Annotated in this window: 12 protein-coding genes; 7 read left to right on the top strand and 5 right to left on the bottom strand. The window is 71.9% G+C overall.

Annotation, left to right across the window (positions count from 1 at the left end):
* Window positions 1-94 precede the first annotated feature (94 nt).
* From ABD292_RS10845 to ABD292_RS10820, 6 genes are read left to right on the top strand one after another with little or no spacing between them, the layout of a single operon-like run.
* The gene (locus tag ABD292_RS10845) at window positions 95-1,066 is read left to right on the top strand and encodes a phosphotriesterase family protein (protein ID WP_344206965.1); all 972 of its coding nucleotides are present in this window, start codon (window positions 95-97) and stop codon (window positions 1,064-1,066) included.
* A 39-nt stretch (window positions 1,067-1,105) separates the two neighbouring features.
* Window positions 1,106-2,071, top strand: coding sequence for a phosphotriesterase family protein (locus tag ABD292_RS10840; RefSeq protein WP_344206963.1), 966 nt, complete (start codon window positions 1,106-1,108; stop codon window positions 2,069-2,071).
* A 17-nt stretch (window positions 2,072-2,088) separates the two neighbouring features.
* The gene (locus tag ABD292_RS10835) at window positions 2,089-3,207 is read left to right on the top strand and encodes an FAD-dependent oxidoreductase (protein ID WP_344206962.1); all 1,119 of its coding nucleotides are present in this window, start codon (window positions 2,089-2,091) and stop codon (window positions 3,205-3,207) included.
* A 4-nt stretch (window positions 3,208-3,211) separates the two neighbouring features.
* Window positions 3,212-4,138, top strand: coding sequence for an alpha/beta hydrolase (locus tag ABD292_RS10830; protein WP_344206961.1), 927 nt, complete (start codon window positions 3,212-3,214; stop codon window positions 4,136-4,138).
* Window positions 4,135-5,058 (top strand): MBL fold metallo-hydrolase, encoded by a 924-nt coding sequence (locus ABD292_RS10825; protein ID WP_344206960.1) that lies wholly within the window; start codon window positions 4,135-4,137, stop codon window positions 5,056-5,058. The genes ABD292_RS10830 and ABD292_RS10825 overlap by 4 nt, the downstream gene beginning before the upstream one ends.
* 18 nt (window positions 5,059-5,076) lie before the next feature.
* Entirely contained in the window at window positions 5,077-6,798 is a 1,722-nt protein-coding gene (locus tag ABD292_RS10820; RefSeq protein WP_344206959.1) for a CocE/NonD family hydrolase, read from the top strand.
* Between the two features lie 7 nt (window positions 6,799-6,805).
* Here the strand turns inward: ABD292_RS10820 and ABD292_RS10815 are convergent, their stop codons facing one another.
* The 5 genes from ABD292_RS10815 to ABD292_RS10795 are packed head-to-tail and all read right to left on the bottom strand — an operon-like array spanning window position 6,806 to window position 12,196.
* Window positions 6,806-7,576 carry an ABC transporter ATP-binding protein gene (locus tag ABD292_RS10815; RefSeq protein WP_344206958.1) on the bottom strand — a complete coding sequence of 257 codons (771 nt, stop codon included), beginning with the start codon at window positions 7,574-7,576 and terminating at the stop codon, window positions 6,806-6,808.
* Window positions 7,573-8,373 (bottom strand): ABC transporter permease, encoded by an 801-nt coding sequence (locus ABD292_RS10810; RefSeq protein WP_344206957.1) that lies wholly within the window; start codon window positions 8,371-8,373, stop codon window positions 7,573-7,575. The genes ABD292_RS10815 and ABD292_RS10810 overlap by 4 nt, the downstream gene beginning before the upstream one ends.
* Window positions 8,374-8,417: 44 nt before the next feature.
* The gene (locus ABD292_RS10805; RefSeq protein ID WP_344206956.1) at window positions 8,418-9,626 is read right to left on the bottom strand and encodes an ROK family protein; all 1,209 of its coding nucleotides are present in this window, start codon (window positions 9,624-9,626) and stop codon (window positions 8,418-8,420) included.
* 28 nt (window positions 9,627-9,654) lie between these two features.
* Window positions 9,655-10,662 carry an aliphatic sulfonate ABC transporter substrate-binding protein gene (locus ABD292_RS10800; protein WP_344206955.1) on the bottom strand — a complete coding sequence of 336 codons (1,008 nt, stop codon included), beginning with the start codon at window positions 10,660-10,662 and terminating at the stop codon, window positions 9,655-9,657.
* A gap of 46 nt (window positions 10,663-10,708) precedes the next feature.
* Window positions 10,709-12,196: a sulfatase family protein gene (locus ABD292_RS10795; RefSeq protein WP_344206954.1), complete on the bottom strand. Its 1,488-nt coding sequence runs from the start codon at window positions 12,194-12,196 to the stop codon at window positions 10,709-10,711.
* Window positions 12,197-12,363: 167 nt separating this feature from the next.
* Here ABD292_RS10795 and ABD292_RS10790 point away from each other — a divergent pair, with 167 nt between their 5' ends.
* Window positions 12,364-14,727 carry a family 20 glycosylhydrolase gene (locus ABD292_RS10790; protein ID WP_344206953.1) on the top strand — a complete coding sequence of 788 codons (2,364 nt, stop codon included), beginning with the start codon at window positions 12,364-12,366 and terminating at the stop codon, window positions 14,725-14,727.
* The last annotated feature ends 54 nt before the right edge of the window (window positions 14,728-14,781 follow it).

The following is a 14,781-nucleotide window of genomic DNA, read 5'->3' as shown; positions in this document are numbered from 1 at the left end:
AATTTACAGGGAGGACATTTGCTTGACGCCCTGTAAAATCACATGACACGATCGCCAGCGAAAGGAAACACCGGTGAAAGGTGCGCGAACCGCCATGAGCAGCGCCGTCAACACCGTCCTCGGCCCCGTCCCCGCGGACGACCTCGGGGTCGTCGCGGTCCACGAGGCCCTGCTGTCGGTGCTCCCGGGCGCCGAGCACGCCTTCGACATCACCGTCGACCGCGCCGAGATCTTCGAGATCCTGGCGCGCAAGCTGGCGGACTTCCGGGCGCACGGCGGCGGGACGATCGTCGACAGCACGGGCATGTTCCACGGCCGCGACCTCCGGCTGTACGAGGCGCTGTCCCGCTCGACCGGCGTGCACATCGTGGCGTCCACGGGCATGGGCCCGGAGAAGCTGCTCGGCGGCTACTTCCTCACCCCGCAGACCAACCCGCCGACGCCGTGGCCGGCCGACAAGTTCGCCCGCCTCTTCACCCAGGAGGTCACCGAGGGCATGGTCGTCCCGCGCGTCGAGCGGCGGGCCGCCGCGGGCCTCGTGGCCACCGCCGCCACCCGCGAGGGCATGACCGCCACCGACGAGAGCCTGCTGCGCGGCGCGGCCCGCACCGCCCTCGCCACCGGCGTGCCGCTCTCCGTCCGCTACGGCGCCGACGCCGTGCACGACCTGGAGATCGTCCTCGACGAGAAGCTGCCGGCGGACCGCGTCGTGATCGGCGGGCTCGACCGCGCGGACGCCCTCGCCGCCGGCGCCCCGCTGGAGGTGGCCCGCCGCGGCGCGTACGTCGCGCTCGACCACGTGGGCTCGGGCGTCGGCTCCGACGGGGGCGTCACCGACGAGGACCGCGCGGCACTGGTGCTCGACCTCGTCCAGGCCGGGCACGGCGAGCGCGTCCTGCTGTCGGCCAACGCGATCGGCGTGGCCAAGGGCCACCCCGGCAACGACCTGCCGTTCAGCCACGTCCTGTCGGAGTTCGTCCCCCTGCTCACCGCGCGGGGCCTCGGCGACGAGGACGTCCGGCGCATCCTCGCCGGCAACCCCCGCGACCTGCTCTCGGTGCGCTGACCCGGCGAGAGCCTTCCGATCTTTCAAGAGGTGAGTTCTGTGACGAGAGTGAACACCGTGCTCGGGCCGATCCCAGCCGAGGAGCTGGGGATCGTGGCCGTCCACGAGCACATCGGGTACGGCATGCCCGGCTCCGAGCTGGACAGCACGTGGTGGAAGTCCCCCGAGCAGCGTTACGCGGAGACCGTGCCGAAGCTGCGCGCCTTCCACGACCACAGCCGCGAGTACGGCGGCGGCACCTTCGTCGACGCCACCGGCATCTGCAACGGCCGCGACGTCGACTACTACAGGACCCTGTCGGCGAAGACCGGCGTGCACATCGTGGCCTGCACCGGCTTCGTCGGCGGCGACACCGCCCTGCCGTTCTTCGAGCGGGCGAGCGTCGACTACCTGACCCGGCAGTTCACCCACGAGATCATCGTCGGCATCGGCGGCACCGGCGCCCGCGCGGGCGTCATCAAGGTCGGGGTGAGCCGCGGCGGGCGCATGACCGACCTGGACAAGCGCATCTACCGGGCCGCTGCCCGCGCCGCGCTGGAGACCGGCGTGCCGATCCTCACCCACCTCGCGATCGACGCCGAGACCGCCATCGCGATCTTCAACGAGGAGGGCCTGCCCCTCGACCGGGTGCTGTTCGGGCACGCCGACGACGGCGTGAACGCCGAGAAGACCCGCGACATCTGGATCGCCGAGCAGGGCGGCCGGGTCGGCTTCGACACCTTCGGCTACGAGACCGAGCTGCCTGACCCGCCGTTCTGGGCCCGCCCGCGCCGGGAGCGGCTCGACCACTTCCTCCGCTTCATCGGCCAGGGCCACCTGCGCAGGGTCCTCGCCTCCGCCGACGCCAACTGCAGCCCGCTGGGCTGGCCGGGCGTGAAGGGCCACACCGTCAACTACATCTTCGAGGACCTCATCCCCGACCTCCGGGCCGCCGGTCTCGACGAGCGCACGATCGCGACCGTCTTCATCGACAACCCCGCCGACTTCCTGACCATCCAGCACTGAAGAAGAGAACCGCGACCATGCAGCCTTCCGACCTGAGAAACCTCGACATCGCGATCGTCGGCGCGGGCTACGCCGGCGCCGCCGCCGCCAAGGCCCTGAGCCTCCTCGGCGCCACGGTCAACGTCTACGAGCAGGCGAGCGCCGTCCGCGAGGTCGGGGCCGGCATCGGCCTGCGGCCCTCCACGATGGACCGGTTCCGCCAGTGGGGCGTCTTCGACGCGATCGCCGCGGTCAGCTCGCCGAGCGACTACTTCGAGATCCTCACCGCCACCTCCGACCCGATCGCCAAGGAGGAGTGGCCGGAGATCGCGACCTACGGCGAGAAGACCCACCTGATCCACCGCTGCGACTTCATCGAGGCCCTGATGGGCGTGCTCCCCGAGGGCATGGTGCATCTCGGCCACAAGCTGGAGTCGATCGAGGACGAGGGCGACCGGGCCAGGCTGACCTTCGCGGGCGGCACGTCGGTCACCGCGGACCTGGTGGTCGGCGCCGACGGCATCAAGTCGGTCGTGCGCGCGCGGTTGTTCGGCGACAACCAGCCGGTCTTCTCCGGCGAGCACGCCTACCGCGCCGTGATCTCCGTGGCGGACGCGCGCGGCCTGGCCGTGGACGACAACCTGCGGATGTACATCGGCCGCGGCACCAAGGTCTACTTCCTGCCGCTGCGCCACCGCGACCAGGTCTCCTTCGACATCACCGCCCTCTGCCCCGACCCCACCTGGGCGCCGAAGGTCACCAGGGACGACCTGCTGAGGACCGTCGAGGGCTTCGACCCGCGGATCGTCGACATCACCCGCAACCTGGACCTGGCCACCGTCAACTGCCGCGCGGTCTACGACATCGACCCGGTGGACACCTGGCACTCGGACTCCGTCGTCCTCGTGGGCGACGCGGCCCACTCGATGCTGCACCACCAGGGCCAGGGCGCGAACTCGGCGATCCTCGACGCCGGCGCCCTCGCCGACGCGCTCAGGGAGGCCGGCTCGGTCAAGGAGGCGCTGGCCTCCTACCAGGCCGTCCGCAAGCCGGTGACCGACGAGCTGCAACGGATCTCCCGCCAGGGCTGGACGGAGGACGAGATCAACGACGTCTTCCCCGGCCAGAAGCCGACCTCTCAGCGACCGCAGGACTGACGCCATGCCTCTGCATCCCGACATCGCCAAAGCCCTGGCCGCCATGCCGGCCCCGCCTCCAGGACCGCTCGACCCGGCCGCCATGCGCGCGGCCGAGGAGGCGGCCGTCCCGCCGCCGGCCGAGCGCCTGCCGCTGCACGCGGTGGAGGACGTCACCGCGCGCACCGCGCCGGGCGAGGTGCCCGTGCGGATCTACACCCCGGCCGACGCGGCCGCGTACGGCCTGCTCGTCTACTTCCACGGCGGGGCGTTCTTCCTCGGCAGCCTGGAGACGCACGACCACGTCGCGCGGTCCCTCGCGAAGGAGACCGGGCTCAAGGTGATCTCCGTCGGCTACCGCCGGGCGCCGGAGCACGCGTTCCCCGCCGGCCTCCAGGACTGCTACGGCGTGGTCCGCTGGGCCGCCGAGCAGGGCGAAAGCCTCGCCTGGGACGGCGGCACGCTCGCCGTCGCCGGCGACAGCTCGGGCGGCACGTTCGTCGCGGCGGTCGCCGCCATGGCGCACGACGACGGCTTCGACCGGATCACCCACCAGGTCATGTACTACCCGTCGCTCGACCTGGACTTCGACGTCGACCGTCACCCGTCGCTGCGTGAGAACGCCGTCGGCTACGGCCTGGAGACGGCGGGGCTCAAGCCGTTCAACGCCTTCTACCTCGGCAGCGGCGCCGATCCCGGCGATTCGCTGGTCTCGCCGATCAAGCGCGCCGACCTCACCGGGCTGCCGCCCGCGCTGATCGTCACCGGCGAGTACGACCCCATGCGCGACGAGGGCGAGCTCTACGGCCGGCGGCTGGCGGAGGCCGGCGTGGCCGCCCGGGTGAGCCGCTACCAGGGCGCGGGCCACGGATTCGTCCAGCACTTCTCCTGGATCCCCGACTACCACCGGGCCTTCGAGGAGACGGCCGGTTTCCTGCGGGGCGCGTCGTGACGCGCGTGCACCCGCTGGTCTCGCCGTGGGGCCGGTTCGGCCTCTACAGCTTCTTCCTCGACGCGCCCGAGCCGGCGATCGTGGACACGGGCATCGCGTCCTCGCCCGCCGAGGGCATGGTCCCCGCCCTGGAGGCGCTCGGGCGGCGGATCGAGGACGTGCGCTGGATCCTGCTCACGCACGGCCACATCGACCACGTCGGCGGCGCGTACGCGCTGCGGGAGCTGACCGGCCGGCGGGCGCGGGTCGTCATCCATGAGGCCGACGCGCCGATGCTGCGCTCGCGGCAGGCCCACGTCGAGGAGTACCTGTCCGGTCGGGGCCGCTACCTGAACGACCCGGACGGCGCGGCCAGGGTCGCGGCGGCCACCGAGACGGTCATCTCCGGCGAGCTGGAGCCGGACGTGCTGGTCATGGGCGGTGAGACCATCCCGCTCGGCGGTGGCGTCACCGTGTCGGTGCACGCGATCCCCGGGCACACGCCGGGATCGGTGGCCTACGTGCTCGACGGCCAGGACGACGTGTTCGTGGGCGACGCGGTGCAGGTGCACGGGGCCGCCAACGGCTTCCCCGGCTACACCGATCCGGTCGCCTACCGGGCGAGCCTGGAGCGGCTGCGCGACGAGGTGCGCCCGCGGCGGCTTCACCTCGGGCATCCGTACCGGCGTGCGGACGGCGTCCCGTACGGCGTCGAGCTGGACGCAGGTCAGGCCCGCGAGGCGATCCAGGGGAGCCTGGACATCGAGGCCGGGGTCGGCGAGGCGGCCCGCCGCTGCCTGCGGGAGGGCCTGCGCGAGACGGGCTCGCCTTACTCGCCGTTCTCCCCGGTCGCCGAAGCCCTCGGCTACACCGGCGATCCCACGCTCGAACCGTCGCCGTTCTTCACCTCGATGCACGCCTACCGCACGCACAACTCATAAGACAAGGAACCATCCACCATGGCTGACATCCGGACGATCCAGGCCGGCTCGCAGCGGATCGCCGTGCGCAAGGACCTGCGGGTCCCGATGCGCGACGGGGTCACCCTCGCCGTGGACGCCTACCACGGCGCCGAGGACAGGCCGCGGCCCGCGCTGGTCGCGATGAGCGCGTACGGCAAGGAGCTGCAGGCCCTCGCCCTCACCACGCCGCCCCAGCGCCGCCCCTCCCCCATGTGGGACGGCTGCATCGAGGCCGGCGACATCGCCCGCGTGGTCAAGGAGGACTACGTCCACGTCATCGGCGACATGCGCGGCACCGGCGACTCCGGCGGCCAGATGATCGGCAACTACAACGCCGGCGGCGTGCCGCAGGGCCAGGACCTGTACGACCTCATCGAATGGGTCGCCGCCCAGCCCTGGTGCGACGGCAACGTCGGCATGATCGGCATCTCCTACTTCGGCTCCATGCAGGTGCTCGCCGCCGCCGAACGGCCCCCGCACCTGAAGGCGATCTTCGTGAGCGGCGGCCACTTCGACTTCTACGAGACCACCTATCACGGCGGCATCATGTGGTTCATGCCGCGGGCCGCCCGCGAGGGCCGCGGCGGCGACTCCGGCATCGCCCACACCGACGTGATCTCCCGCATGGCGCACGTGCACGCGCCGGAGGAGCTGGACCGCCTGGTCGAGGAGCGGTTGCGGGACCCGGACGTGGCCGCCTGGCCCAATCTCGTACACGTCCTGAAATATCCGAAAAACCGCGAGTTCTGGTTCGACATCGTGATGAACCCCCTCGACGGCCCCTGGTACGAGGAACGCAACCCCATCAACCTGGCCCGCAACATCGACATCCCGGTCTACCTGCAGATCGACCAGGGCCGCGGCTGGACCGTGGACGGCCACATCGAGCTGTTCCACGCCCTCAAGGGCCCCAAGAAGCTGGACATCGGCTCCTACCCGCCGATGCAGTCCCGCCCCTGGGTCGAGGAGCACGACAAGATGTTCCGCTGGTACGACCACTGGCTCAAGGGCGTCGACAACGGCGTCATGGACGAGCCGGCCGTCAGCGTCTTCGTGGAGGGCTCCCGGGAGGTCGTCACCGCCGGCACGTGGCCGCCCAAGCCGGTCGAGCACCGCTCGCTCTACCTGCGCCCGCGCCACAAGCTGTCGCCCGAGCCGGAGCTGATGGGCGCCGAGCACGCCGCCCCCGACGGCTTCTACCAGGCCCCGCTCACCGTCACCGACAAGGTCGCGACGGTGAGCTGGAGCACCGAGCCGTTCGAGCAGCCCACCGAGCTGATCGGCACCGGCGCGGCCCACCTGTTCGCCGAGATCGACCAGGACGACACCAACTTCATCCTGCGCCTGTGGGACGCCGCGCCCGACGGCGGGCGGCAGCTCATCACCACCGGCTATCTCAAGGCGTCGCACCGCGAGCTGGACGAGCGCACCACCGAGGGCGACCCGTACCACCCGCACACCCGCGCGGTCCCCGTCGAGCCGGGCGTCATCGAGGAGTACGTGCTGCGCCTCTACCCGTTCGCGGCCACCTTGCGCCCCGGCCATCGGCTGGTGGCGGAGCTGTCGAACGACGAGCCGCCGGCCGACGCGCACAACGCGCTGCTGCCGCCGGACGCCTTCCACCTGCCGGTGGGCCGCCCGGTCACGCACAAGATCTACCGCGACGCCGCCCACCCGTCGCGGCTCGTCCTGCCGTTCACCACGGAACCGGGCGACTGAGCCGGGGTCAGGCGGCGGGCGCCTGGTGGTAGACCGAGTGCCAGACCTCGTTGCGGATGCGGGAGAACTCCGGCGACAGCCGCAGCTCCTCGGTCCTCGGGTACGGCAGGTCCACGTCGATGACCCGGTGGATGCGGCCCGGTCGCGCCGCCATGACCACGACCCGGTTGGCCAGGTAGACGGCCTCGTCCACGTCGTGGGTGATGAACATGACCGTGCGCCGCTCCCTGCTCCAGGTGTCGAGGAGCTGGTCCTGGAGCTGGACGCGGGTGAGCGCGTCGAGCGCGCCGAACGGCTCGTCCATGAGCAGCACCTGCGGGTTGACCGCGTACGCGCGGGCGATGGCGCAGCGCTGCTTCATGCCGCCCGACAGGGTCTTCGGCAGCGCGTCGGCGAAGTCCGACAGCCCGACCAGCTCGATCGCGTGCTCGGCCCGCTTCGCCCGCTCGTCCGGCGGCAGGTTCATGAGCCTGAGCCCGAACTCGACGTTCTTGCGCACGCTCAGCCACGGGAACAGCGCGTACTGCTGGAAGATCACCCCGCGGTCGGGGCCGGGGCCGGCGACGGGCGCGCCGTCGAGCAGGATGTCGCCCGTCCCCGGCTCGGTCAGCCCGGCGGCCATGCTCATGAGCGTGCTCTTGCCGCAGCCCGACGGGCCGACGACGGTGACGAACTCACGGTCGGCGATGTCGAGGTCCACCCGGTCGAGGGCGAGGAAGTCGCCGCCCTTCAGCGGGAACGACTTCGACACGTTCCTGAAGGAGATCTTGGGGGTCATCGGCGCTCCTGCCATCCGGTCAGCCTGCGCTCGGCCAGCAGCAGGAGCCGGTCCATGACCAGGCCGAGCACGCCGATGCTGATCAGGCCGACGAAAATCGTGGGAAGGTCGTAGTAGAGCTGGGCCTGCTGCATCCGGTAGCCCAGCCCTTCCTGGGCGGCGATCAGCTCGGCCGCCACGAGGGTCCCCCAGGCCGCGCCGAGCCCGACGCGCATGCCGACGATGATGAACGGCGTCGAGGCCGGCACCACCACCTTCACGAAGATCGTCCGGTCGGACGCGCCCAGCACGCGGGCGGCGTTGATGAGCGTCTTGTCCACGTCGAGGACGCCCTGGAAGGTGGAGACCACGCTGGACAGGAACGCGGCCAGGAAGATGACGAACACCTTGGGCGTCTCGCCGATGCCCATCAGCAGGATGGCCAGCGGGATGATCGCCAGCGGCGGGATCGTGCGGAAGAACTGCACGTACGGCTCGATCAGCGCGCGGGCGGTGGCGTACCAGCCCATGAGGAAGCCGACCGGGACGGCCAGCGCCGTGCCCAGCACGAAGCCGGTGAAGACGCGGCGCAGGCTCGCGAGGACGTCGTTGACGAGGGTGCCGTCGGCGATGAGCTCGGCGCCCCGCCGCACCACCTCGATCGGCCCGGTCAGGCCGGTGATGCCGGACACGGACAGGCCGGTCCAGACGGCGAGTCCGGCGACCACGGCCGTCACGTTGAGCACGACCGTGCGGCCGGGGCGCGAGCGGCGGCGGCGCGGCGAGGCGGACGGTTCGGTCACGGTGGCGGCGGTCATGGCTCAGAGCTCTGCATGGTGTGGTGGTTCCTTCTCGGTACGGTTCAGGGGACGTCGGGGCGGAGATGGGCGGGGATCGAGGGCTCCTCGTGCAGGAGGAGGGCGATCGCGCCCATCGCGGAGGCGTTCACGCCGAGGTCCGCGGGGACGACGGCGATCTCGCGCGACGATCGCGGCAGCGACCGCTCGGCGATGGCCGCGCGGATCGGGTCGAGGACCAGGCTGCCGAGCCCGGCCAGCTCGCCCCCGACCACGACGAGCGCCGGGTCGAGCTGGGTGACGGTGCCCGCCAGCACCCGCCCGAGGTCGGCCGCGGCCGAGGCGACGACCTCGCACACGGCGGGCACGCGGTCCTGCGCCGCGGCGACCAGGGCGTCCAGCGCGGGCAGCCGGACGCCGTGGGCGGCGCACCGCTCCAGCAGGCCCCGGCCGCCGATGTGCCCTTCCAGGCAGCCGCGCGAGCCGCAGTGGCAGGGCGGGCCCTCGGGGTCGAGGCAGACGTGGCCGAGCTCGCCGCCGGCGCCGTGCGCGCCGCGCATCAGCCGGCCGCCGGCGAGGAAGCCGCCGCCGACGCCGACCGACCAGCGCACGTAGACCATGTCGCGGACCGGCCTGGCGACCCCCCACGTCGCCTCGGCGAGCGCGGCCAGCCGGGCGTTGTTGTCCACGGCGAGCCGCACCCCGAACTCCTCGCCGAGCCGCCGGGCCAGCGGCAGGTAGCGGACGGGGACGACCGCGGTCTGCTCGCCGCCCACGGGGACGGGCGGCAGGTGGTCGTCGACCACGCCGACGAGGCCGAGCCCGATCGCCTCCAGGGCGCCCAGGCTCAGGCCGCGCTCGGCGGCGACGGCGCGGACCAGCCGCACCGCGCTCTCCGCCTCCTCCTCGGGGGCGGCCTCCTCGGGCAGGTCGGCCGAGGCCGTCGCGACCACCTGGTGTGCGGCGTTGGCGACGGCCAGGCGTACCCGGTTGCGTCCCAGGTCGAGGCCGAGGAGCAGGCCCGCGTCGGGGTTGAGCGAGACCAGCGCGGCCGGCCGGCCGCGTCCGCGCGGCTCCGCCGCCGAGCCCTCGGTCTCGATGACCACGCCGCGTTCGAGCAGCCCGGAGACGATCGCGAACATCGTGGTGCGGGACAGCCCGGTGCGCTCGGTGAGCTGGGCGCGGCTCAGCCCGCCGGCCGAGCGCAGCGCGGACAGTACGGCGTCCTCGTGCACCCGCCGCAGCCGTTGCAGGGCGTCAGTGGGGGTCGACATGGGTCCATTTTCCGGGCGGGCCGGCCGGTCAGCCGCCCGCCGCAGCGGTGTAGAGGTCGGTCGTGATGTACGTGGCCGGGTCGGGCGAGTCGGTCAGCTTGCCCATCGTGACGAAGAGGTCGGCCAGGCCCTTGTACCAGCCGGACACCGAGCCGTCCGCCATGAGCCCCTTCAGCTCGCTGGTCGGCAGGATCTTCGTCACGGCCGAGGAGCCCTTGAACTGCTCGGCGGGCGCCTTGAGGAACGTGGCGGTCAGCGTCTCGGCCTCGGTCGTGTTGGCCGCGACCCAGTCGTTGCCCTGCTGGAGCACCTTGAGCACCTTGGTGACGGTGCCGGCGTCCTCGGTGACGATCTCGTTGCGGGCCACGAAGGAGCTGGGGAAGCTGAGCCTCGGGTAGAAGTCCTCGCTCTTGGTCAGCTCGACCAGGTCGGGCACGTTCTTCTTGATGGTGTCGATCAGCGGGTACCAGATGGCGGCCGCGTCGACCTGCTTGCCGCTGAAGGCCGTGACGACCGTGCTGGCGTCCATGTTGACCTTCTGCACGTCCTTGCCGGACAGCCCGGCCTCCTTGAGCGCCAGCTCCAGGATCATGTCGCCGGAGGTGCCCTCGGGGACGCCGATCTTCTTGCCCTTCAGGTCGGCGATCGAGGAGATGCCGGAGCCCGGGTAGGTGATGACGCGGTCGGCCTGGCCGAGCATGTTCGGCGCGATGATCTTGGCCTTGCCGCTGGCCGCCAGCCAGGTCGCGCCGGAGCCGATGTAGCCGAAGTCGAGGTCGCCCGCGCCCAGCGCCTGGATCTGCAGCGGGCCGTTGGTGAACACCTTCAGCTCCGGCTCCAGGCCGTTCTTGGCCCACAGGCCCTGCTTGTCGGCGGCGGCGAGCACGGCCGCGCCGGAGAAGTCGGCGATGTAGCCGATGCGCACCTTCTTGGGCTCGGCTCCTCCGCCCCCTGAGTCGGAGGAGCCGCACCCGGCGGCGGGCAGGAGGACGGCCAGCGCCGCGAGGACGGTGGCCAGGATGCGGGGACGCCTCATCGGCGGATCCTTTCTCGTTCTTGTTCGGGGGGTGACGTGGACGGCCTCAGCCCAGTTCGTCGGCGACGCCGTCCACGTCAGGGGCGCGGCCCTCGCCGATGTCGGCCATGTAGCTCATCCAGGTGTACGCGGGGTCGCCGCGGCGCAGCAGCTCGCGGTAGAGCCGCACGGTCAGGTCCCTGCGGACCGCCGCGTAGGCGGGCACGGCGTAGACGTTGCGCAGTTCGTGCGGGTCGCTGTCCAGGTCGTACAGCTCGTGCACGCCTTCGGGGTTGAACACCAGCTTGTGGCGGCGGTCCCGGAACATGCGCTGCGAGTAGGGGAAGTGGTGGCCGTGGAACTCGGTGGTCACCGAGTCCCGGCCTTCGGCGGGCGCGCCGGACAGCAGCGGCAGCAGGCTCTCGCCGTCGCACGGCTCCTGCGGCGGCAGCCCGGCCAGGTCGAGGATCGTGGGGTTGAGGTCGATCAGCGTCGCGAAGGCGTCCACGGTGCGGGCCGGCGCGCCCGGCACCCGGATGATGCCGGGGATGCGGTAGATGTCCTCGTACATGGCCGGGCCCTTGTCGTTGAGCCGGTGGGCGCCGGTGAACTCGCCGTGGTCGGCCGTGAAGATCACCGCCGTGTCGTCCCAGAGGCCCAGCTCGCGCAGCGCGGACAGCAGCCGGCCGATCTGGGCGTCGATCAGCGAGACGTATCCCCAGTAGGCGGCGATCAGCTCGCGCCAGGCGTCGGCGTCGAAGTGGTCGGCCGACCAGTACTCCGAGTAGCGGCGCTGCACCTCCGGCTTGCCGTCGAAGGTCTCGGCCATGGACGCCGGCAGCGGCACGCTCCGGGGGTCGTACATGTCGTAGTACTCGTCGGGGATCAGGTACGGCAGGTGCGGGCCGTACCAGTGGCACGACAGCATGAACGGCCGGCCGGACTCGCGGAAGTCGCGGGCGTAGCGGTCGAGCAGCTCCAGCGTCTGGTCGGCGAGGAATGCCTCCATCGTGGCCTCCGCCGGCTGCCGCAACCGGCCGGCGATGAGGTGGCCGCGGCCGGTGCCGTTGGCGGCCTTGCCGAAGACCGGCCGCTCCACGGCGAACGGCGGGTGTCCCTTCTCCTTGAGCCACCGCTCGTACGACGGGTGGTGGAAGGGGTTGAGCGCGCCGGGCAGGTGCTCGCCGTCCATGCCGTAGTGCTCGGGCCCGTGCTCGCGGCCGATGTGCCACTTGCCGACGTGGCCCATGTTGTAGCCGGCGGCCAGCAGCGGCGCGGACATGACCGGGTCCTGCTCGGCGACCTCGTCGCGGCCGCCGCCGTTGCGCTCCGGGTTGACCAGCAGGCCGTGCCGGAACGGGTGGAGCCCGGTGAACAGCGAGGCGCGGGCCGGGGTGCAGATGGCGGTCGGCGTGTAGAACCGGTCGAAGCGCGTGCCCTCCGCAGCGAGGCCGTCCAGTGCGGGCGTGCGTATCACCGGGTTGCCGTAGCAGCCGAGGGTGTCCACCCGATGCTGGTCGGTCATCAGGAACAGGACGTTGCGTGGACTGGTCACTCATGCTCCGATCGCGATTTAGTACCGAGCCTTTACGTTAAAGGGGCGATCAGAGAGATCACAAGAGGGAGCGGGGTGGATTGTCCGCCTTTTTATTCCTGTCTCTTGACCTAAATCGGTGATCGTCGCCACACTGAGCGCTGACTCCCCCCGAGACAAGGAGACCCATGCGTCGTCCCCTCGCGACCCTCGCGGCAGCCGCGCTCGCGGCCACGCTGCTGGCCCCGGCGCCCGCCGCCCGGGCCGCCGACACCCCGGCCAACCTGGCGCTGACCGGCACGGCCACCGCCTCCAGCGTCGAGCTGGACCGCTCCGACTTCGTGGCCGCCCACGTCAACGACGGCGACAGCGCCACCCGCTGGTCGTCCAAGTACCAGGACGACAACTGGGTGCAGATCCAGCTCGCCCAGCCGGCCAGGGTCGACCACGTGAAGCTCACCTGGCCGAACGCCTGCGCCCGCGACTTCGTCCTGCAGACCTCGCCCGACGGCCGGACCTGGACCGACGTGGCCGCGCTCCAGCGCGACACCTGCCCGCGCACCGACGTCATCGACGTGCTCTCCGATGAGCCCGTCGGGTACGTCCGCATGCAGGGCCGCAAGCGCTGGGCCGCCTACGGCTACTCGATCTCCGAGTTCGAGATCTGGGACGGGCCGCCCGCCGCCCCCGCGCCCACGCTCGGCCTGGTCCCGAAGCCGGTGTCCGTCACCGAGACCGGCGCCGCCCCGTTCACGCTGCACAAGAACACCCGCGTCCTCGCCCAAGGCGACGGCGCGCGGGCGCCCGCCGACTACCTGGCCCGGCTGCTGCGCCGCGCCACCGGCCAGACGCTCAAGGTCGCCGCGAACGGCCGCGGCCCCGCCCCGATCATCATCGAGGTCGGCGCCGGCAAGGGCCCCGAAGGCCACGAGGACGAGGGCTACACCCTGTCCGTCGCCGCCGGCGAGATCCGCCTGCGCGCCGCCACCCCGAACGGCGCGCTCAACGGCGTCCAGACGCTCCGCCAGCTCCTCCCGCAGTGGGTCGAGTCCAAGGAGGTCGTCGACACCGCGTGGACCGTGCCCGCCGTGGAGATCACCGACTACCCGCGCTTCGCGCACCGCGGCATGATGCTCGACGTCGCGCGCAGCTTCTACCCGGTCGAGGAGGTCAAGACCTACATCGACGCGGCCGCGCTGTTCAAGGTCAACCGGCTGCACCTGCACCTGACCGACGACCAGGGCTGGCGCATCGTGATCGACGACCCGGCGAGCAACCCGTCCGGCATCGACTACGGCCTGCTCACCCGGGTCGGCGGCGGCACCGCGATGACCGAGCGGGGCACCGAGCCCGGCATCACCGGCTTCTACACCAAGGCCGACTACGCCGAGATCGTCCGCTACGCCGGCGAGAACGGCATGACCGTGATCCCCGAGATCGACATGCCCGGCCACGTCAACTCGGCGCTGCACTCCGTCCCGCAGCTCAACACCGCCGGCTCCCAGCCGCGGCCCGCCGCCGGCCAGGCCACCGTCCCGCACAACGGCACCGGCGCCGTCGGCTACTCCTCCTTCGACGCGAGCAGCGCGGTCACGTACGAGTTCGTCGGGCACGTGCTGGCCGAGATCGCCGCCATGACGCCCGGCCCGTACCTGCACATCGGCGGGGACGAGGCGCACGTCACCAGCCACACCGACTACGTGAAGATGGTCGACGCCTTCACCGCCCGCGTGAAGGCGCTCGGCAAGACCGTCGTCGGCTGGAACGAGTACGCCGGCACCGCCCTGCCCCAGGACGACGCCGTCGTGCAGTTCTGGAGCGGCGACCGCAACGCCGTCGCGAACGCCGTGAGGAACCGGGGCGCCAAGGTCGTGCTGTCGCCGGCGGCGAACGCGTACTCGCCGCAGAAGCAGGACTCCCGGCAGCCGGACGGCGGCACCTGGGCGTGCGGCGGGCCGTGCGGCCTCGACCGGCACTACAACTGGGACCCGGGCACGTACATCCCCGGCATCCAGGAGAGCAGCGTGCTGGGCGTGGAGTCGGCCGTGTGGGGCGAGTTCATCCGCCGCGTGCCGCAGGCGCAGTACTACGCCTACCCGAGGCTCATCGCCACGGCCGAGGCCGGCTGGACGCCGCAGGCACAGCGCGACTACGGCGACTTCAAGACCCGCCTGGCGAAGATGGGCGGCCGGCTGACCGTGCAGGGCACCAACTTCTTCCCCACGGCCGACGTGGCGTGGCGCACGGAGATCCTGGCTCCGGCGGTGACCGCCGGCACGGGCCGGCCCTCGGGCGCGACCTGGACCGTCACCGCCCCCGGCAAGGCCGCGGCCGACCTCGGCGCGGTCATCACCTGGAGCGACGGCGTCAAGGAGCCCGCGACGCCGGTGACGGAGCGGGAGGCGAGCATCCCCGGGATGCGCGTCAACGCCGCCTTCACCGTCACCTCCACCAGGTCCTTCGACAAGGAGGGCGCCTACACCGGCACGCTCACCGTGCGCTCGCCCGGCGAGGCGCCGGTGACCGGCACGCTGGAGGTGACGGTCCGCTAACAGCGGGACGCATGCTGGCGGTCCGCGCGGGTACCTGGGCGTCGTCGGACGGCC

It is taken from the genome of Nonomuraea bangladeshensis (assembly GCF_039529455.1).
Classification (GTDB): domain Bacteria; phylum Actinomycetota; class Actinomycetes; order Streptosporangiales; family Streptosporangiaceae; genus Nonomuraea; species Nonomuraea bangladeshensis.
Note: the sequence above shows the minus strand (reverse complement) of the source record. Positions and strands in the feature narration are given on the sequence as shown.

What these genes read in the sequence shown, in the direction of transcription:
- ABD292_RS10845 (WP_344206965.1), top strand. Translation starts at nt 95, where the DNA reads ATGAGCAGCGCCGTCAACACCGTCCTCGGCCCCGTCCCCGCGGACGAC.
- ABD292_RS10835 (WP_344206962.1), top strand. Translation starts at nt 2,089, where the DNA reads ATGCAGCCTTCCGACCTGAGAAACCTCGACATCGCGATCGTCGGCGCG.
- ABD292_RS10830 (WP_344206961.1), top strand. Translation starts at nt 3,212, where the DNA reads ATGCCTCTGCATCCCGACATCGCCAAAGCCCTGGCCGCCATGCCGGCC.
- ABD292_RS10820 (WP_344206959.1), top strand. Translation starts at nt 5,077, where the DNA reads ATGGCTGACATCCGGACGATCCAGGCCGGCTCGCAGCGGATCGCCGTG.
- ABD292_RS10815 (WP_344206958.1), bottom strand. Translation starts at nt 7,576, where the DNA reads ATGACCCCCAAGATCTCCTTCAGGAACGTGTCGAAGTCGTTCCCGCTG.
- ABD292_RS10810 (WP_344206957.1), bottom strand. Translation starts at nt 8,373, where the DNA reads ATGACCGCCGCCACCGTGACCGAACCGTCCGCCTCGCCGCGCCGCCGC.
- ABD292_RS10805 (WP_344206956.1), bottom strand. Translation starts at nt 9,626, where the DNA reads ATGTCGACCCCCACTGACGCCCTGCAACGGCTGCGGCGGGTGCACGAG.
- ABD292_RS10800 (WP_344206955.1), bottom strand. Translation starts at nt 10,662, where the DNA reads ATGAGGCGTCCCCGCATCCTGGCCACCGTCCTCGCGGCGCTGGCCGTC.
- ABD292_RS10790 (WP_344206953.1), top strand. Translation starts at nt 12,364, where the DNA reads ATGCGTCGTCCCCTCGCGACCCTCGCGGCAGCCGCGCTCGCGGCCACG.